General features: G+C 59.9%; 19 protein-coding genes. 11 read left to right on the top strand and 8 right to left on the bottom strand.

The genetic code is table 11. The features are described 5' to 3' along the window. The first annotated feature begins 6 nt into the window (after nt 1–6). The 3 genes from C8D99_RS15360 (at nt 7) to C8D99_RS15120 (ending at nt 3,391) form a co-directional block, all read left to right on the top strand. The gene (locus C8D99_RS15360; protein ID WP_208321045.1) at nt 7–1,311 is read left to right on the top strand and encodes a CARDB domain-containing protein; all 1,305 of its coding nucleotides are present in this window, start codon (nt 7–9) and stop codon (nt 1,309–1,311) included. Nucleotides 1,312–1,621: 310 nt separating this feature from the next. Continuing rightward, entirely contained in the window at nt 1,622–3,205 is a 1,584-nt protein-coding gene (locus C8D99_RS02545) for a phospholipase C/P1 nuclease family protein (RefSeq protein ID WP_133956069.1), read from the top strand. An 18-nt stretch (nt 3,206–3,223) separates the two neighbouring features. Continuing rightward, complete coding sequence (locus C8D99_RS15120; protein ID WP_166669966.1) at nt 3,224–3,391, top strand: hypothetical protein; 168 nt, start codon at nt 3,224–3,226, stop codon at nt 3,389–3,391. Nucleotides 3,392–3,460: 69 nt separating this feature from the next. Here the strand turns inward: C8D99_RS15120 and C8D99_RS02540 are convergent, their stop codons facing one another. After that, nucleotides 3,461–4,081: a histidine phosphatase family protein gene (locus C8D99_RS02540; RefSeq protein ID WP_166669965.1), complete on the bottom strand. Its 621-nt coding sequence runs from the start codon at nt 4,079–4,081 to the stop codon at nt 3,461–3,463. Between the two features lie 100 nt (nt 4,082–4,181). On the opposite strand from C8D99_RS02540, the gene C8D99_RS02535 reads away from it, so the two are divergent. The 3 genes from C8D99_RS02535 to C8D99_RS02525 are packed head-to-tail and all read left to right on the top strand — an operon-like array spanning nt 4,182 to nt 6,817. Next, the gene (locus C8D99_RS02535) at nt 4,182–5,171 is read left to right on the top strand and encodes a 2-hydroxyacid dehydrogenase (protein WP_166669964.1); all 990 of its coding nucleotides are present in this window, start codon (nt 4,182–4,184) and stop codon (nt 5,169–5,171) included. Nucleotides 5,172–5,184: 13 nt separating this feature from the next. Continuing rightward, entirely contained in the window at nt 5,185–5,970 is a 786-nt protein-coding gene (xth, locus tag C8D99_RS02530; protein WP_133956062.1) for an exodeoxyribonuclease III, read from the top strand. Nucleotides 5,971–5,977: 7 nt separating this feature from the next. Next, the gene (locus C8D99_RS02525) at nt 5,978–6,817 is read left to right on the top strand and encodes an alpha/beta hydrolase (RefSeq protein WP_133956060.1); all 840 of its coding nucleotides are present in this window, start codon (nt 5,978–5,980) and stop codon (nt 6,815–6,817) included. Between the two features lie 44 nt (nt 6,818–6,861). Here the strand turns inward: C8D99_RS02525 and C8D99_RS02520 are convergent, their stop codons facing one another. Then, the gene (locus tag C8D99_RS02520) at nt 6,862–8,223 is read right to left on the bottom strand and encodes a 4Fe-4S binding protein (RefSeq protein ID WP_133956058.1); all 1,362 of its coding nucleotides are present in this window, start codon (nt 8,221–8,223) and stop codon (nt 6,862–6,864) included. A gap of 186 nt (nt 8,224–8,409) precedes the next feature. Here C8D99_RS02520 and C8D99_RS02515 point away from each other — a divergent pair, with 186 nt between their 5' ends. The 3 genes from C8D99_RS02515 to pgm are packed head-to-tail and all read left to right on the top strand — an operon-like array spanning nt 8,410 to nt 11,554. After that, the gene (locus C8D99_RS02515; RefSeq protein WP_133956056.1) at nt 8,410–9,255 is read left to right on the top strand and encodes a pirin family protein; all 846 of its coding nucleotides are present in this window, start codon (nt 8,410–8,412) and stop codon (nt 9,253–9,255) included. A 45-nt stretch (nt 9,256–9,300) separates the two neighbouring features. Beyond that, nucleotides 9,301–9,891 carry a DJ-1/PfpI family protein gene (locus C8D99_RS02510; protein ID WP_133956054.1) on the top strand — a complete coding sequence of 197 codons (591 nt, stop codon included), beginning with the start codon at nt 9,301–9,303 and terminating at the stop codon, nt 9,889–9,891. 10 nt (nt 9,892–9,901) lie between these two features. Further along, entirely contained in the window at nt 9,902–11,554 is a 1,653-nt protein-coding gene (gene pgm, locus C8D99_RS02505) for a phosphoglucomutase (alpha-D-glucose-1,6-bisphosphate-dependent) (protein WP_133956052.1), read from the top strand. Nucleotides 11,555–11,620: 66 nt separating this feature from the next. Here pgm and C8D99_RS02500 read toward each other — a convergent pair whose 3' ends face one another. From C8D99_RS02500 to C8D99_RS02490, 3 genes are all read right to left on the bottom strand, one after another. Continuing rightward, nucleotides 11,621–11,812 carry a hypothetical protein gene (locus C8D99_RS02500; RefSeq protein WP_133956050.1) on the bottom strand — a complete coding sequence of 64 codons (192 nt, stop codon included), beginning with the start codon at nt 11,810–11,812 and terminating at the stop codon, nt 11,621–11,623. Between the two features lie 99 nt (nt 11,813–11,911). Continuing rightward, the gene (locus C8D99_RS02495; protein WP_133956048.1) at nt 11,912–12,010 is read right to left on the bottom strand and encodes an LPXTG cell wall anchor domain-containing protein; all 99 of its coding nucleotides are present in this window, start codon (nt 12,008–12,010) and stop codon (nt 11,912–11,914) included. Between the two features lie 244 nt (nt 12,011–12,254). Next, on the bottom strand, nt 12,255–13,469 hold the full coding sequence (locus C8D99_RS02490; RefSeq protein ID WP_133956046.1) for a M20 family metallo-hydrolase: 1,215 nt from the start codon (nt 13,467–13,469) through the stop codon (nt 12,255–12,257). Nucleotides 13,470–13,594: 125 nt separating this feature from the next. Here C8D99_RS02490 and C8D99_RS02485 point away from each other — a divergent pair, with 125 nt between their 5' ends. After that, entirely contained in the window at nt 13,595–13,942 is a 348-nt protein-coding gene (locus C8D99_RS02485; protein ID WP_133956044.1) for a hypothetical protein, read from the top strand. A 60-nt stretch (nt 13,943–14,002) separates the two neighbouring features. Here C8D99_RS02485 and C8D99_RS02480 read toward each other — a convergent pair whose 3' ends face one another. Together C8D99_RS02480 and C8D99_RS02475 are read right to left on the bottom strand one after the other, a co-directional pair. Further along, entirely contained in the window at nt 14,003–14,746 is a 744-nt protein-coding gene (locus C8D99_RS02480; RefSeq protein WP_208321044.1) for a putative metalloprotease CJM1_0395 family protein, read from the bottom strand. 64 nt (nt 14,747–14,810) lie between these two features. After that, nucleotides 14,811–15,251, bottom strand: coding sequence for a ribonucleoside-triphosphate reductase (locus tag C8D99_RS02475; RefSeq protein ID WP_133956042.1), 441 nt, complete (start codon nt 15,249–15,251; stop codon nt 14,811–14,813). A gap of 193 nt (nt 15,252–15,444) precedes the next feature. Between C8D99_RS02475 and C8D99_RS02470 the strand changes: the two genes are divergently transcribed. Then, nucleotides 15,445–16,293 carry a 2-keto-4-pentenoate hydratase gene (locus tag C8D99_RS02470; protein ID WP_133956040.1) on the top strand — a complete coding sequence of 283 codons (849 nt, stop codon included), beginning with the start codon at nt 15,445–15,447 and terminating at the stop codon, nt 16,291–16,293. Between the two features lie 234 nt (nt 16,294–16,527). Here C8D99_RS02470 and C8D99_RS02465 read toward each other — a convergent pair whose 3' ends face one another. Continuing rightward, nucleotides 16,528–18,471, bottom strand: coding sequence for a TRAP transporter permease (locus tag C8D99_RS02465; protein WP_133956038.1), 1,944 nt, complete (start codon nt 18,469–18,471; stop codon nt 16,528–16,530). Nucleotides 18,472–18,485 lie beyond the last annotated feature (14 nt).

Below are 18,485 nucleotides of genomic sequence, written 5' to 3'. Positions count from 1 at the left end.
AAGGCTGTGAGATCGATGAGGAGAAACAGAACGGCCCTTGCGGCGGCGGTGCTTCTTGCGGGAGTTCTGATCTTTTTGTCCGGCCTGGAGGCAGCGTTTGCCCAGCCGGTGATCACGGCACGGCTCCGGGCGATCCCGGAGAGTTTTTCCGGAAAATGCCCCGCAAAGATACAGTTTGACGGGGTGATAATAGTGAGGAACAACACCCGTCCTCCGCTGAGAGTCCAGTACAGGTTCCTCCGGAGCGACGGCGCCCTGTCGCCCATTTCCACCATCGTCTTCGACGGGGACGGCTCGAAAAACGTGAGCACCACCTGGACCCTGGGGGGACCGTCCCTGCCCACCTACTCAGGATGGCAGTCCATCAAGGTCCTCTATCCCCAGGAGGCGGAGTCCAACAGGGCGAACTTCAGCGTCACCTGCCAGGCGGAACCTCCCAAAAAACCGGACCTGGTCATCCGTTCCTTCGGGCTGAAGGAATGGGGAAAATGCGAGCCGAACCACGTCATTTTCACCTTCCAGGTGACGGTGGCCAACATCGGCACCGCTGCGTCGCCGGCCATTCCGGGCAAGGCCCTGGTGCAGGCCATGGACCAGCACGGCAACGGGTGGGGAAACGGCGTGCCCCTGAACGCCATTCCCCCGGGAGGACAGCAGACAGTGGTGATACCGGTCTACTACCTCAGGGATGATCCCGGGCACATCACCGGTGCCGCGCCCCATCCCTTCCGGGCCATTGCCGACCCTCTGAAGCTCGTGGACGAGCTTCGGGAGGACAACAACATGTCCGGTGTGATCAACGTCGACCCCAGGAGCCTCTGCGGAACCGCTTCCGTTCCCGGAACGGCCCAGCCGCTGAAGGAAGACTGCATTTCCTTCAATCCCGCCACCGCCCAGGTCAAATTCGTGAGCAACGACTGGAAGATCGTCGATGGCAGCCACTGGATGTTCAGCTTCGGGACCAAAAAGACCGAGGCCGAGCAGGCTCTGCGGGTGATCAAGCACTACGGCATGAACCAGTCGTGCTTCGTGGGGCGGCCGGGTCCGTCCTTCCAGTATCTCCTCAGGTCGGGGACGGCGCCCGCCGGAGCCCTGGCAGGGGAGGACTGCGTTTCTTTCAACCCCAATACCGCCGAGGTGAAGAAGATCAACAACGACTGGAAGATCGTGGACGGCAATCACTGGATGTTCAGTTTCGGGAACAAGGAAGACGAGGCCCGCCAGGCCCTCGCCATCATTAAGAAGTACGGTTTCACCCGGTCATGCTTCGTGGGGCGGCCCGACCCGAGCTTCACCTACATGAGGAAGTAGCCTCCGGCTCGAGAATCCGGCTTGGGGAGGGCCTTTCGGGGCCCTCCCTTTTTGTGCGGCGGTTCCAGGCGGTTCCGGGGTGATTGACTCCCATAACACGTTTTTTTATACTGAAATGTATGATAAATATGAATATTTTGGGGATGCGGGTTTGTTAGCTGCAGGCCGGGGGGGAATTCCCCTCCCCCGGGGAAGGAGGCGCTTTAACGAAGTGAGAGTATTACCGTTCAGAAGAAAGGCTGTTTTTCTGGTTTTTGCCGGTATTCTTCTTTTCCCGGGAAAAGGAGAACCATGGGGAGCGATTCAGGGAGTGGCTGAAACGCACCAGTACATTCTCAGTGAAGCGATGAAACTGGCCGCTTCCGATCCTGCTTTTGTGCAGAAGTTTCCTTCGGCGGCAGAACTCCTGAACCATGATTATGTCATCGTGACAGCCCTTGGGAAATCGGGTCCCGGGCCTGACGTGGACGGAGCATCACCCTATTCGTGGCATTATTTCAACCCGCGGACGGGCAAAGGGCTTGCCCCCAAGAAAGTTGCGGATTTTTTCAACGTGATGATGCACAAAAGGGTGAGGGGTGAGCCCCAGGCCAGGGAAGCTGCCTGGGCGGCTCATTTCCTCGCCGATATGTTCGTCCCCTATCATGTGGCAGGGATGCCGGAAGAAGATGCATGGCAGTCCTTCATGGGGGGAACGCCGGTCGGTGAACGGGAGGCGGGACCAGCGGAACTGTATTCGATGAAGAGTCCCCCGCCGGCGGGATGGGGAGAAGGAGGGGACTTTTCTTTAGCCCTGGAGATGCTTTTCAAAGAATACCCCCCAGAAAACGAAGACGGAGTGGACTGGTTCGACCCGTGGTATTTCAATGGGTGGGGCGGGGCGACCGCTCCCGGCATCGCGACGGGCAGCCACGGATTCTGGGAATACCAGGCATGGGAATGGTTTCGGTTTCGCCATATAGCGCAAAAAGGCCTGCCTCCCCAGGGGTACGACCCCTTGTGGAAAAACCGGAAATCCGAATTGGGGACCCTTTTCTGGAGGGCGCAGGCCGCCGCTGCGGCAGAATACACAGCGGCCTGCGCGGGACAAACCCGGCAGAATATACACGCCATTCTGGCCAATCCTGACCAGGGGATACAGAATGCCGTCCGGGCCGTGTATACCCTTTACAGGGCTTCCATGACATCCCTCAGGGCATCCTGGCGGGAGGAAGCGATTGCCGGAGGAGGATACAGGGTTTTCTGCACGGTCCGAAATACAAATCCCCGGGAAGAATTTGCGGGTGCCGAGGCGCGGCTGTTGTTCAGAAAAGACGGACGATGGCTTGTGAGAGAGACGGTTACGCTCCCCCGTCCTGTACCGCCCCAGGGAGCAGGGGAATTCTTCTGGGATTTTCGTACAGGGGATTCACTTCAGTGCATTGCTGAGGTTGCGGGTATCTTCCGGCAGACTCCCGATTTGGGCTATGTGAACCTTTCCTTCACGACCGGAGGTGTCACACAGGAAAGGGAACAGGAAAGAACCTTCGCAGGGAGGATGAATTTCTCCATGGCGAATTATCCTGAAGGAACCAGGATCAATGAGCTGTCTCTCTCTATTTCTCCGTTTGACGGAAATGTCCGGGGAATCGCAAGCCTCAGGTATATTCCTGCACTGCCCGGAGGAATGAAGCCCTTGGGCATGGAACTTTTCCTTGAAGGATCATCCGATAGCACCCGTCTCTCGGGAACCTGCAGGGGAACACAGGAAAATGTTTTCTGGACGGGCGGCGGCAGCGCAGCCGGAAGGTGGAGCGCCAGTCTCTCGGGAGAGCAGGTGAAAGGATCGATAGTCCTTGAGAGAGACGGAAAAACATACAGTCTCCCGTTTTTCGGAAATGAACTGGTGAGGTAAACAGGGAGGGGGGAGAAGATGAGAAAAAGTATCGTTTTGATTCTTCTGTTCCTGCTCAATGGGCGTGAAGCTTTCACCGGAGGACTGCCTTGGCCGGAGGTGATACTGGACCGGCTGTACCTGCCCTTTGCCCTTGAGTGGTTCGCTGGCGGGAACCACTCCGACGGCAATGTTCGGGGATATTGAGAACCTGTTCTTGCAGGATCTCATGCCTTTTGGGAGGGATGAGATCCTTTTGGTGTGAATCCTTCGCTCTTATGTGGCTGTTCCTTCCATTCGGGGCATCCAGTTCAGCTGCCTCACCGTCAGGTGGCCGTCGAACCGGGTGAGGACGTGCACCCCGCAGTAGTCCTGTCGCAGCGAAAAGAGCTTCTGCCAGGGGATGTCCAGCAGGGTGAAGATGACCGTCTTGAAGACGCCGGCATGGGCTGTGACGAGAAGATTGCCCTCCCACCGGTCCAAAAGGCCGGTGAAGGCGGGCCAGACCCGCTTTTGGACGTCAAGGAAATTTTCTCCCCCCGGCGGGCGGAAACGGGCGAAATCCCGCCCCCGGGCCTCGAAGGCTTCGGGGTCGGACTCCATGATCTCTTTCATGGACCGGACTTCCCACTCGCCGAAGGCGATCTCCTGAAATTCGGGTACGACGGCGAAGGGAATGTCCCTCTTTCCGGCGATAATATAGGCCGTCTCAGCGGCCCGCTTCAAACCGCTGTGGAAGACCCTGTCGATACGGATCTCTTCGAAGACCCGTTTCAGGGCCAGGGCCTGCTCTTTACCTTCAGGAGAGAGGGGCAGGTCCGTCCTTCCAAGAAAGCGCATTTCATAGTCCGGCAGGGCAGGACGCCCGTGACGGACCAGGTAGATGGTCGATTCCATGATGCTCCTCCTTCCCGGGAAAGTATTCCCTGTTTGTCCGGAACGTTTCATAGGGTACAATACAATACAGGGAAATACCAGTGAAAGGAGAACTGCCGACATGAAAAAAACACTCGTGGTAACCTGTTCCGCTCCCGCGTCCGTACGGACTGCCGTGGAGGAGGGGGTTGCCGGGTACGCCGACATATTCTACCTGGACGATGCGGTTCCGGAAAAAAGAGCGGACATGCTTTCCTCCGCACACGGGCTTCTGTCCTTCTTCTTCAACAGGGAAGTCCGGGAGGAGGAATACCCTCTTCTGAAAAACCTGGAACTCTTCCAGGCCATTTCCACGGGCCTCGACTACCTTCCCTTCGACAAAATGCCCCAAAAACCGGTTCTCGCCTGCAACGCCGGGGGATGGGCCCCCCAGATCGCCGAGCACACCATGGCCCTTCTGCTTGCGCTGACGCGAAGGATCATTCCCCTTCATAACGACCTCATGAAGGGGGTTTTCAACCGTCACGGCTATTCTCCCATGAGCCTTCGGGGAAAAATACTCACCGTGGCGGGCTACGGCGGCATCGGCCGCATGACCGCCGACCTTGCCCGGGGATTCGGCATGAAGATCCGGGCACTGAACACCAGCGGAAAGACCGATGGGGACGTGGACTTCATGGGAACCCTGAAGGACCTTGAAACGGTCCTCCCTGATACGGACGTGCTTCTTATCTCCCTGCCGCTCAACAGGCACACTCGGGGCGTCATCGGGAAGAAGGAGCTCTCTCTCATGAAAAAGAACGCCATTCTGCTCAACGTGGCCCGGGCTCCCCTGGTGGCGGAGGAGGATCTCTACCTTCACCTGAAGGAAAACCCCGATTTCCAGGTCGGACTGGATGTATGGTGGAAGGAACCCACCTGGGGAGGAGGCGATTTTGCCCTTGACTTCCCGTTCCTCGAGCTTCCCAATGTGGCCGGTTCCCCCCACAACTCGAACCGGTGCGAGAGGGACATGGAAATGGCAGCCCGCGCAGCTGCCGCGAATGCAGCCGCTTTTTTCAAAGGGGAGAAATTCGGCGGACTGATCCGCCGCGAAGACTATATGGAATGAGAGGGAGACTGCCATGGCTCGCTTCACCATTGCAACGTTCAATGTAAACTCTGTCCGCAGCCGGATGCCCATTCTGCAGAAGTGGCTTTCGGATCATCCCGTGGATGCCCTGTGCCTCCAGGAGACCAAGGTGGTGAACGACGACTTCCCCGAGGCCGACTTCAAGGCTATGGGGTTCCGCTGCCTGTTCAGGGGGGAAAAATCCTACAACGGCGTGGCTATCCTCACGAAGGCCCCCCTTGACGGCTTTGTCGTCGGTTTCGGCGACGGCGAGGAACCCGAGGGGGAAACCCGCCTTCTGCGGGCCCGGATCGGGGACTTCTGCATGGTGAACACCTACATCCCCCAGGGAAAGGCTATCGACCACCCGGATTACCGGTACAAGCACCGTTTCCTCGACCGCATGAAGGCCCTTTTCGATAGGGAGTACCTCGTGTCCGAGAAGATCGTCTGGGTAGGGGACATGAACGTGGCCCCCACGGATATCGACGTGACCAGCCCCGAGAAGAAGCGGGACCATCCCTGCTTCGCCCCGGACATCCAGGAGCATTTCGAGGACGTCAAGGCCTGGGGCTTCACCGACCTGTTCCGCAGGTACAGGCCGGACCCCGGAGAGTTCTCCTTCTTCGACTACCGGGTGAAGAATTCCCTGGAGAAAAACATCGGCTGGAGAATCGACCACATCCTCGTCACGCCGGCCCTCGAAAAGCTCGCCGTGGACTGTTACATCGACAGGGAGCCCAGAAGCTGGGAGAAACCCTCGGACCACACGCCCGTTGTGGCGGTGTTCGACCTGTAGGCCCGCCATGTTCCGGAACTGCATTTTTTCGGATCCCCCGGCGGCGGACCGCTGCTTCCCCCCTTCAGGGAGAGCCCTGACGCTCCGGTCGGAGGGATGTGACCTGTACGGCGTCATGTACCACCCCGCCGGAAAAGGCCCCCATCCCACCATGGTGATTTTCCACGGTTTCCCGGGTACGGAAAAGAACGGTGATCTCGCCCAGATCTTCCGCAGGGCGGGATTCAACACGATAGTATTCTCCTACCGGGGAGCGTGGGGGAGCCAGGGGGACTTCTCCTTCTCCCACGTTATCGAGGACAGCCGGAACGTCCTCCGCTTTCTCCGCAGTCCGGAGGCGCGGGAGACCTATGCCGTGGACGGCGACCGCATCGTCGCGGCAGGACACAGCATGGGGGGCTTCGCCGCAGTCAAGGCGGCGGAGGAATGCACCTTCGTGAAAGACATTCTTTTCCTCTCAGGCTGGAACGTGGGGCTTGACGGAAAACGGGCCGCCGCCGACAAGTCGCTCGGGCAGAAGCTGCGGGGCCTCCTGGATGAGTGTGCTCCGCCCCTGGCCGGAACCAGCGGCGATGCCCTGTGGGAGGAGTTAATGGACCGGAGGGAGGACTTCGATCTTCTCAATTCTGTGCCTGCCTTTGCAGGACGAAACCTCCTCCTTGTCGGCGCCTCGAGGGATGCCATCACTCCCCCCGACGTACACCACACGTCCCTGCTGGACGCACTCCGTAAGGACGGCAGAGCCTCCGTCCGCGGCGTCATGATGGAGGACGACCACGGCTACTCCGCTTCAAGGGTGGCCCTGGCGGAAGCGCTGCTGGACCACCTGGAAAAAAGAGGATACTGACACAGGACGAAAAGGGGGCTCCTTCCGGAGCCCCCTTCAACATTCTACTGTTTCCTCTTCAGCAGTTCCTTCACTGCCGTCCGGATGTCCGAGGGTTCCCGGCCAAGGGGCGTTCCCGCCTCCTTGAGAGAGATGTTCCGGGGGGTATCGGCGGGCCAGCCCGCCTCCTTCAGAATCTCGGCGCCGTCCAGGCCGTACCCTGCAGCCGCTTCATCGAGGGTGAAACTCCCCTTCAGTTCGTCGGGGTTCGCCGGAACCTCCTTCATGGGTGCGGGAGCCGCCGCCGGGTTCGCTGCGAAATAGGCCTTCAGGTCCTCCTTCAGCACTTCGTCGTTTACGCCGTCAATCTTCTTGACGGACACGTCCCGGGGGGTGTCGGGAGGAAGCTTCGCGATTTCCAGCACCTTTCCAGGGGAGAGCTTTACCTGCTGTGCCACCTGGTCGATGCTCATCCAGCCGAAGACTCCGTCCACAGGGTCCTTCAGGGCTTCCACTGACGTGGAGGCGTAGGTCTGCCAGTATCCCGTGAGCTTTGCCGTGCCGTAGGCGCCGAAGAAAAGCAGCACTCCCATGAGGCCCACCGCCAGGGCGGAAAGCACCTTCCGGCCGCCGAAGGAAAAGACCAGGGTTTTCTCCACGGGGCAGCTCTCGGTGCATCGGCCGCAGGCGATGCAGTCCGCATCGGTGACCTTTTCGGCCGACATCGGGGCGAGCCCCATGGGGCAGGATCGGTCGCACTTGCCGCAGGTGATGCAGGTTTCCCTGTTCCGGACCACCTTCGTGAAGCTCAGTTTCTGGAAGATGGCCAGGGCTGCGCCGAGGGGGCAGAGATAGCGGCACCAGAACCGCTCGATGAAGAGGCCGGCGCCGATGACCAGGCCGAAGAGCACGGCGAAGGCCCAGGGGGTGGAGACGATCTCATCCCACCCGGCCGCCAGGTGCATCCAGGCGGCCCAGGGGTCGTAGTCCCGCCAGGCGAGGGTCCCGAGGCTCCAGGTATAATACAGAATAACGGCAAGAATGACGTACTTCAGCATCTTCAGGGCGCCGTCAAGAGACGGGGGAAGTTCTTTCCTTTTGATTCCCAGTTTCCGGGCCAGGCCTGCGGAGATCTCGCCGATGGTCCCCAGGGGGCAGATCCACCCGCAGAACACCCGGCCGAAGAGCAGCGTTATGCCCACCACGGCGGCAAAGAGCACCAGGGCGCTGGGAGCCACCCTGCGCAGCCAGGTTCCCGAGCTCAGGTAGCTGTAGATGCTCTCAAGCCCGCCCAGGGGACAGAGGGCATCCACCGTCGGGACCCCCGCCGGGCCCCCTCCAAGAACCTGGTGCCTGTACCCCACCCAGGTGATGAACGCCAGAAAACCGAACATGACCGCATACCGGACCCGCTTCCACGTAAACATGGCAATCTCCTCCTCTTCGAAAGTGGAGAAAGAATATCACCTGTGAAAATGGAATACTATTGGAAGTTCTTCTCCCGACGAAGTAAGTATTTCTACGGACCCTCATAGGGGCAGGCCTGACCTTGACCTATCCCCTTTCATTGAATAGTATAACGTAATAAAGAGATAAGGAGGTGTCCTTTAAAAATGGAGAATATGCGGGTTCCGGCAAAGATCGTTTCCGGCCGCAGGACGACTGACGGAGCAGGGGTCAGCCTGGTGCGCGTCTTCGGCTACCATGACGTGAAGGACTTTGACCCCTTCCTCATGCTGGACGCCTTCGACTCGAAAGACCCCGCCGACTACGTGAAGGGCTTTCCCTGGCATCCCCACAGGGGCATCGAGACGATCACCTACCTTATCAGCGGCGAGATAGAACACGGGGACAGCCTCGGCAACAGGGGAAGCATTCTTGACGGCGACTGCCAGTGGATGACCGCCGGCTCGGGGATCATCCACCAGGAGATGCCGAAGCCGTCGGAGCGCCTTCTCGGTGCCCAGCTCTGGCTCAACCTTCCCGCGAAGGATAAAATGTGCCCGCCGAAGTACAATGATCTTGTCAGCGAGAATATTCCCCGGATAACGGAGGAGACAGCGGAGGTCCGGGTCCTGTCGGGGACCTACAGGTCAGTGGAGGGGCCCATGAAGGCCCATTACGTGCAGCCCAGGTATCTCGACGTTTCCGTCCGGGCAGGCGGGCGCTGGACGGTGGAAACACCCCCTGAGGCAACGGTGTTCGTGTATATCGTGGAGGGAGAAGGAGCCTTCGGTCCCGGAAACGGAACAGGGGTGAAGGAGAAGAACGCCGTTCTTTTCTCCCGGGGGGATTTGTTTTCAGTGCAGGCCGCCGGGAGCGGGATCCGGTTCCTCTACCTGGAAGGCATGCCGTTGGGCGAGCCCGTGGCCTGGGGCGGCCCCATCGTGATGAACACGAAGGAGGAACTTGACCAGGCTTTCCGGGATCTGGAGAAAGGAACATTTATACGGAAGTGAAACGGACACCGGGAGTACACAATCAGAAGAGAGAGGGTGGATGCCGTGATACAGGCAGGAATACTTGTTTTCCCCGATGTGGAGGAACTGGATTTTGTCGGCCCCTTTGAGACGCTTTCGGCGGCGAACGCCGTGAAGCCGGGCAGCATGGACGTGAAAATTCTCGCCTTCCAGGACGGTCCCATCAAGGCAGCGAACGGACTCCGATTTCTGCCCGACGGAGGAGCTGATCTCTGTCCGCAGCTGGACGTGCTCATCCTTCCGGGAGGGCAGGGACGGAGGATCGCCGTTCGGGACAAGCGGGTGATCAATTTCGTGAAGGAGCGGTACGAGCAGGTGCGCTTCCTGGGCACAGTATGCACCGGCGCCTTCTTTGCCGCCGAGGCGGGCCTTCTCCAGGGAAGGGCTGCCACCACCCACCACGGCTATTTCGAGGAGCTCGACGCCTATCCTGGCGTCAAGGTCATGGAGAAGAAGGTGGTCAAGGACGGGCGGATTCTCACCGCGGGGGGCGTCAGTTCGGGGATCGACCTCTCCCTGTGGATCCTCGCCCTGCTCTTCGACCGTGATTTTGCGGCCGAGGCGGCGGGCTACATCGAGTATCCCTTCCGCCCGGACGGATTTTTCGAGAAATAGGAGGTTCGTCATGACGATCTCTCCTCTTGCGGGTCATCGGCCGCCCCATACCATGCTCGCCTCCATCCCCGGCCTGGTGTCGGCCTACTACACGGAACAGCCCGACCCGGACAACCCTCTCCAGCTCGTTTCCTTCGGCACGTCGGGGCACAGGGGCTCTTCCCTGAAGGGATCCTTCAACGAGGCCCACATTCTTGCCGTTTCCCAGGCCATCGCCGAGTACAGGGCAGGGAAGGGCATTACAGGACCCCTCTTCGTGGGTAAGGACACCCATGCCCTCTCCGAGCCGGCCTTCCGGACCGCCGTGGAGGTTTTTGCCGCCAACGGCGTGGAAACGGTGGTCCAGGAGGGGGGCGGATACACCCCCACGCCGGTGATTTCCCACGCCATCCTGGAATGGAACAGGGGCCGGACCTCGGGGCTCGGCGACGGCGTGGTCATCACTCCGTCCCACAATCCCCCGGAGGACGGGGGCTTCAAGTACAACCCCCCTTCGGGAGGCCCCGCCGACCCGGAGATAACCGATGCGGTCCAGGCCCGGGCCAACGAAATCCTGAAATCGGGCGGGAAGGGAATCAGGAGGCTCTCCTTTTCTTCCGCCCTGAAGTCGGACTCAGTCAGGACGATGGATTTTGTCGCTCCCTACGTAAATGATCTCGGATCCATCCTCGATCTCCAGGCCATCGCCAGGTCGGGCGTCTCCATCGGCGCCGATCCCATGGGCGGCTCCGGCGTGGCCTACTGGGACGTGATCGCTTCCAGGTACGGCCTGAAACTGGAAGTGGTCAACCCGGCGGTGGACCCCACCTTTTCGTTCATGTCCGTGGACTGGGACGGCAAAATCCGCATGGACTGCTCATCCCCCTATGCCATGGCGGGCCTGGTACAACTGAAGGACAGGTACGACATCGCCTTCGGCAACGACACGGACTTCGACCGCCACGGAATCGTGGTTCCAGACCGGGGGCTTCTTGCCCCGAACGGCTACCTGGCAGTGGCGGTGGAGTATCTCTTCACCCACAGGCCCGGGTGGAAACAGGACGCTGCCGTGGGAAAGACCCTGGTATCCAGCTCGCTCATCGACAGGGTCGCCCGGTCGGTGGGCCGGAAATGCGTTGAGGTGCCCGTGGGATTCAAATGGTTCGTGGAAGGGCTGCTGGACGGCTCCATGGGCTTCGGCGGCGAGGAAAGCGCCGGTGCGTCCTTTCTCAGGAAAGACGGCACGGCATGGTCCACAGACAAGGACGGCATTATCCTCACGCTCCTTGCCGCGGAGATCCTGGCGGTCATGGGGGAGCACCCCGGCATACGGTATGACAGGATCACAGCGAGGCTCGGCGTTCCCTGCTATGCGAGGATCGATGCCGCTGCCGGGCCCGAAAGGAAAAAGCTGCTCAGGAAGCTCACCCCCGACGCCGTGGAGGGAGATATCCTGGCCGGCGAGCCCATTCTCGCCAAGCTGACGGCGGCTCCCGGAAACGGGGCTCCCATCGGCGGTCTGAAGGTGACCGCGGAAAACGGGTGGTTCGCCGCCCGCCCTTCCGGCACCGAGGACGTGTACAAGATATATGCCGAGAGCTTCATCGACGAAGACCATCTCAGGCGAATCCAGGAAGAGGCCCGGGAAATGGTGGACGGGGTTTTCGCCAGGGCAGGTGTCTGACGCCGGCAAAGAACAGCGGGGCCTCCCCTCAGGGGCGGCCCCGCGATTCAGCTCTGCAGGTCTTTTTCAGGCGAAGGTATCAAGCCGCTCTTCTCTTTCATCTTCCGGCTTTTCGCCCCCGGAAGGGTGAAGAAACTCTCTGAAGTGCCTCTTGTTCTGTTTCGGCTGTTCCTTCGCCGGCTTTCCAACGACCCGCCCTGCCTGGGCCGGGTTTGCGGAAAGCACGGGAGACACCCACGCGGTCTTCATTTTTTCCATGGCGCTCCCTCCTTTGTTGCTGTATCGGCGTTTTTTGAAAAATGCATTAACTGGTGGGATAAAAAAAACCGCCCCGGGGGGCGGCGGAAAAAAACGGTGTCAGCCTTCGTCCTTTGCGCTCATTTTCTTTTTCATTACGATCATGACGATGCCGATGACGGCCATAATTCCAAGCCAAACCATGGTGATGGTATTCATCCATTTCACCTCCTTACGTCCTGGAGCACGGCTGATTCGATCTGCATGGCGCGGCAAAAGCTGAAAAGGAGAAAAACGAAGATCTGTGAACTGAAGAACGAATTGAAAGAAGATCGAAACTATTGAACTGAAAATAACCTACCATAATTGCAGGCTCAATTCAACCCAAAATCGAAAAAAACGGCAATTTGCTATTCTCTATATTCAGACCTATTTCGTTGTAGAATAAAAAGAGGCTCTCTTTCTAAACGCCCATGTGCCTTCGGATTTTCAGAGCCTCGAGGAGAATCTCCGCTCCAAGGGCCACATCCTCCAGGGAGGCTTCCTCCCCGGGATTGTGGCTTATTCCTTCCCTGCAGGGGATAAAGAGCATGCCTGCGGGCGCGACGGCGGCAACCTTCATGGCGTCGTGTCCCGCTCCGCTTGCCATCCTGCGGAAGGGGACTCCGGTCTTTTCCGCAGCCCCGGCGAGGGAATCGATTACTGAAGGAGCCAGGGTGACGGGGTCCATGGAGGAGAGAGTTTCCACCTCGCACAGGATGCCCCGCTGCAGTTCTGTTTCCCGGATTGTATTCCTGACGGCACCGACAGTCCGGGAGATACTTTCCTTCAGGATTCCCCGGATGTCGATCCGCAGTTCCACCAGTCCCGGAACCACGTTCAGGGCGTTCGGGCGGACATGGGCAACACCCACAGTGGCCACCGTGGCGTGGGCGGCTTCCGCATTTCCCGCCTGTTCTGTCCCGAGGATGATCTCCGCTGCGGCGCAGAGGCCGTCCTTCCTCAGGTCCATGGGAGTGGCCCCGGAATGGTCCTGGCGGCCGTGGATCGTCACCTTCAGTCTCGTCGGTGCCGCGATGGCGGTTACGACGCCTAGAGGTTCCTTCGCCTCCCAGAGCACCCGGCCCTGTTCAATGTGGAGCTCGGTGAAGTCGATAACAGGTTCGAGCCTGCAGCTGCCGGGTGCATATCCCTTCCGGGTCATGGTGTCGTACAGGCTGTCACCGGAAAGGGATTTCGCGTTCCTGAGCCGGACGGCGTCAATGCTCCCGGCGGCTGTTCCGCTCCCCGCTGTCGCCAGGCCGTACAGGCTCGATTCCTCCGCCCGGAAAGCGGCTGTTTTCACGGGAATGGAGAGGCCGAGCCTCAGAATTTTTTCCATGACAAGCAGTCCGGCGAGGACCCCGACGACCCCGTCATACCGTCCGCCCCGGGGAACCGAGTCGAGGTGGGAGCCCACCATGTGGCAGGGGCGGTCCGTTCCGTCCGGAAAAGAGATGAACATATTCCCGATGCAGTCCTCAGTTACGGAAAAACCCAGCGCCGAGGCGAAGCCCGCGACTTTTTCGAACATGGCGTCCTCCTCGGCTGTATAGGCGAGCCTGGTGACGCCTCCTTCCGGATCGGCTCCGACGGGTTCCAGTTCCCTGAACCATTGTTTCAGCAGCTGCAGATTCATTCCATCATCTCCGGAGGTACCCTTTCGCCTGAAGGACGAAGGGTACGGGATATAGAAACAGGGTTTTTCTGCTACACTATTCCATGGAAGATTTCAAATTTCAGGACTGAAGGAGAGTGAGTACAGTGAAAAAGATATTTCTTCTGCTCTTTGCGCTGGTGATGGTGTTTTCGGCCGGGGCCGCCTGGTCCCATCCGCCCTCGGACCTTGAACTTCTCTACAACAGGGAGGGGGGAGTTCTCGAGGTTCATGCCCCTCACTCGGTGCCTGACGGAAAAAGACATTATATCAACCTCTTCACCCTTTCCCTCAACGGACAGCTCATGTACCGCCTCGAGCCGGCCTGGCAGGTTGACGGCAAGGCCGCTGCCGCCTGCTTCCATGTAGGCGATCTTCCCAAGGGAGCCGTGCTCGAGGTGGAAGCGGTGTGCAGCCGTGCGGGAAATCTGAAAAAGTCCCTCACCGTGGAATAGGAAAAAATAAAGAGGACGTCCTCCGGGGCGTCCTCTTTTGCTGTCATCAAATGGGGCGTGTCACGCCGTCAGGGAAAGCTCTCCGTCCCCCCGGCCGTAACCGCCGTTTCCGGTACCGGAGTAGGCGCGGGACGCGTCCTGTTTCGCCATCTCCGCCCGGGCCCGCATCTGGGCCGCCGAAGCTGCCGCCGCCACCCGGAGGTCCTGGGGGGAAGGTGAACCCGGGGCAAGGGCCGCCCGTTTCACCTGTTCCATGATCCGGATGGTCTCCTCGGGTGTTTTGCCTTCCGGTGCGGAAATGGAGACCTCTCCCCCGACAATGTACCGCCTGCCGTCCGCCCCGGTGGCATAGCTGTAGGAGACAGGACCGGCGAACTGGCCGCCCACCGCCTTGTGGGCCGCTTCGTGGGCTATGACGTCCCGTTCGATGGCTTTCAGCTGTGAAGCAGCCGTCGCCTCTTCTCCTGCTGTACTTTTCTTCCCTTCTTCATGGGGGGTGTTTTCGTCACGGTCCTTCCGCCCGGCCGGTCCCCGGTCTTTGCCGGCATCCGGAACTTTGCCGCCCGCCTCTTCCTCCGCGGTTGTGCGGACCGTCACCGTTGCGCCGGTGATGTAGGTTTTTCCATCCGGTCCCACGGAGAAATGATAGACCGTGGACGTCACATCGCCGGAGTTCCGCAGGGCCATTTCCTGGCGAAGAACCTCCTGCTCGGCACGGCGAAGGCCTTCCCGTCTCGGTTGGCTGGCGACGGGGGCGGCGATCTGTATGCTGTTCACAGGGGTGACCGCGCCTATGCCGGACATGGGTTCCTCCTTACAAAGAACAGTAAATTCAATCTATTTATTATATCAGATTTTCACCGTCGTTCTACAGTTTCCCCCAGAGCTGGTGCTTGAAGGTGTATCCCTCTTCTTCAGCCAGCTTCCGGACGGCGTCCCGGATCTGCTGGAACCTGAAGGTAAAGCCGTACTTTCTGCCGAACAGTTCCGACTGCTCCTCCAGCGCCCCATCGAGGCCGCTTGGTCCCGAAGAGATTTTCCACTTCCTGAAGCCGAATCCCGATATTCCTTCCCCGGATCCTGCCCCGAGGCCGCTCTTTCGTTCCACGAGAGTCTCGTTGTAAACCACTTCCCGCGTTTCCTCGTTCACCCTGAACCGTGCGGTGAAAGTGAGCTTTCTCCGGGAAAAAAAGCCTTTTCGTTCCGCAACGACGGACGTGAGCGAGTGAAGCCCGTCATCGGACTGGAAATCGCCGGGAAGTCCCGTAATGACGCTCCGGATGGTTTTCATGATTTTTTCTTCAATCACGATGTTCTCCTCCATTCGAAAGCTCCCTGACAATTCTATTCTACTCTAGAGAGGCGAAAAGCACACTCTGAAAAAAGAGGAAGTTCCTGTACTCCGCCCGGGGGAAAAACGCTGAAAGCTGAACAAAATCACGGAAAAGGAGTACAATGCCCTGAAGAGACAATTTTCTTATCTTCTGGAGGTGGATCCGGCAATGAAGGCGGCAAGACGTACCTGTGCGGCATTCCTGGCTGTGCTGCTCCTCGCGGCGATGGGCTGGGGGGCGGATATCCAGGCCCTGGCGGAGAAGGTATATTCCGCGGCCATGGAGGGGAAGCCTTTTCCCGTCCTGACGGCGGAGTATCCCGGCATGACTGTGGACGAGTCCTATGCGGTCCAGACGGCCTATTCGAAAAAACGCCTCGGAGCGGACCGTCCCGCGGGTTTCAAGGCGGGCCTGACCACGGAAGCCACCATGAAGCGTTTCGGTTCCGACACGCCCTTCGCGGCGGTGCTTTTCCCCGGAGGCGGGCTGGACGGGGCGGCGGGCCCCGTGGAAGTGAACCGGGCGGACTTCGGAAATCTCATGCTGGAGTGCGAGATCGGCTTCATTCTCGGGGAGCCGGTGAAGGAGTCCCTGAAGGACGTGGACGCCCTCAAGGGCAAGGTTGCGTTCCTCGCAGCCGCCATAGAGCTTCCCGACCTCGCCTTCACCGACATGAAGCAGCTGAAGGCAGCGGACATCAACGCATCCGCCATCTCGTCCAAGGGGTTCATCGTCGGAAAGCCGGTTCCCCTGGGTGCCGCGCCCGACATCAACGAGCTCGTTCCCGTTCTTTCCCTCGACGGGGCTGAAGTGAACCGGGGCAGGGGATCGGACGCCCTCGGGGACCAGTGGGAGACTGCCCTCTGGCTGGTGAACACAATGATTGAACAGGGCTGGACCATGGAGAAGGGAGATGTGCTCCTCACGGGAGCCCTGGGAAACATGCTCCCCGGAAAGCCGGGCTCCTACGTCTATAATGCCGGCGCCCTGGGCGCTATCGACTTCACCGTAAAGTAACGGACTGCGGGGGAGACTTCCCCTTCCGCAGGGGAAGCCTCCCCGTTAAGTAGTTCTGCCTTTTCCCTGCAGGATTCTGACGGAGCGGATGTCCTGACGGGTGAAGGATCTGCAGGTTTCTTCCAGGAAAAGGGGGAGATACTTCTTCTCCAGCTCCCTGAACGTTTCAAATCCCGCGAGGCCGTTCAAGGACCTTCCGTTCGAGAATCATGTTTTTGAGCATGGGTGATTTCTTCATTTCGGGGCCTCCTCCCCGGAGCGCTTCCGATGGTGTTCCTGCCTGGTTCCTGTCCTGCCCGACAGGATCTTCCTGTCGATGACGAACGCCGTTCCCACCACGGCGAGCCCGGTGAGCGAAGGCGCCGTCCCCGGGAAGAGGAGGAGCAGGCCCCCGACGATGAAGGCGGCGCACCGGAGGGGGTTCAGCAGGCACTCCCTGTGGCTGAACATGCCGTAGGCTATGGAAATGGCCCCGATAAACCCGGTTGTTCCGTGGCCCAGGATGCTCATCCAGGAAGCTCTCCCTACAAGTGCCGGGTTGAGGGCGAAGAAGTAGGGCAGGATGAAGGCCACCGCTCCGAGCCTCATGGCGAAAAAGCCTGTCCTGACCCAGTTTGCCTTTGCGATTCCCGCCGCCGCCACGGCCGCCGTGCACGTGGGGGGCGTCACACCCCCGAGGATTGCCCAGTAGATGAAAAAGAGGTGGGCGGCCACCGGGTCGATGCCCAGCTTGAGCAGGGGGGGCACCAGGATGGATACGGAGAGCACGTAGGTGGGGACCACCGGCAGGGACGTGCCCAGCAGGAAGGGAACCACCGTGGCGATGAGCAGGGAGAAATAGAGGTTCGTCCCGCCGAGCTGGAGAATGACGCCGCTGATTTTCGGCGCGATGCCCGTCAGGCCGATGAGGTTCACGAGCATGCTCACCGACACGAGGATAGGCACGATCTGGGCCACATCCCGCCCTCCCTCCGAGAGGGCGGAGAGAATGAGCTTCATGGTCTCCCGGATCTTTCTTTTCAGTATCCCCACAAGCAGAAAGACGGCCAGGGCGGAGACGCAGGCGTAGAACCCGGCGAGCTGGAGGGGCTGACCCACGGCGATGAGGTAGAGCAGCACCCCCGTCGGCACGATGAGTCCGGCGATCCTTTCCAGGGTGAGGATGTCCCGCCATTTCGGGATCTCCTCGGGCGGCAGTTTGTCTATGCCCATGCGCACCGTCCTGAAGTGGACCCCGCTGAATACGCCGGTGTAGTAGAGAAGACAGGGAAGAAGGGCGTAGCCTATGATGCGGAAATAGGAGATGCCGAGAAACTCGGCCATCATGAAGGCGCTGATGCTCATGATCGGCGGGGTGATGCCTCCTCCGGAGGAGGCGATGGCCTCCACGGCGGCGGCGAACTCCGGCCGGTAGCCGAGCCTCTTCATCAGCGGGATGGTGTAGCTTCCCGTGACCATGACGTTTGCCACCGAGCTTCCCGAGATGCTTCCGAACAGGGCGCTGGACACCACTGCGGCCTTTGCGGGCCCTCCGGTATATTTTCCCGTTATGGCGAGGGCGATGTCGATGAAGGTTTTCCCTCCACCGGTGGCGGAGAGAAGGGAGCCGAAGATGATGAACATGGAGATGAACGTGGCCGACATGCCCGTGACGCTGCCGTAGATTCCGAGGGGGGAGTAGTAGAGGGAGCCGAGGACGAAATCGAGGCCGATCCCCTTCAGTTTCCACATACCGGGGAAGGACTCGCCGGCAAAGATGTAGCCCAGCAGGAGAACGACCATGAGGGGGATGGCCGGTCCCACGGACCTCCGGGCGGCCTCGAGGACGAGGAGCACCAGGGCTCCTCCGAGAACCAGGTCGAAGTTTGTTGCCCCGGTGGTGCCCATGTAGATGTCAAGCGCTTTGAGAAAAGCGTTGAGGTTTGCGGCGAGGAGGACTGTGATCAGGAGGAGGTCAAAAAGGGAAATGCCCTCTTCGGGAGGTTCATCCTCTCCCCTGGAGCGGAAGGGAAAGTAGAGAAAGCCGATGGACAGGCCGAAAGCGACGTGGATCGCCCTGAACTGGATGTCCAGGAGACCTGTGAGGTATATGGGGGCAAGGAGCTGGAAAACGGCGAGAAAGAAGCCGAGGGTGAAGATGACCTTTGTCTTGATCCGACCGATTGAAAAAAGGCTCACGGTGCATCCCTCCT

The sequence above is a fragment of the Aminivibrio pyruvatiphilus genome (assembly GCF_004366815.1).
GTDB classification, from domain to species: Bacteria; Synergistota; Synergistia; order Synergistales; family Aminobacteriaceae; genus Aminivibrio; species Aminivibrio pyruvatiphilus.
Note: the sequence above shows the minus strand (reverse complement) of the source record. Positions and strands in the feature narration are given on the sequence as shown.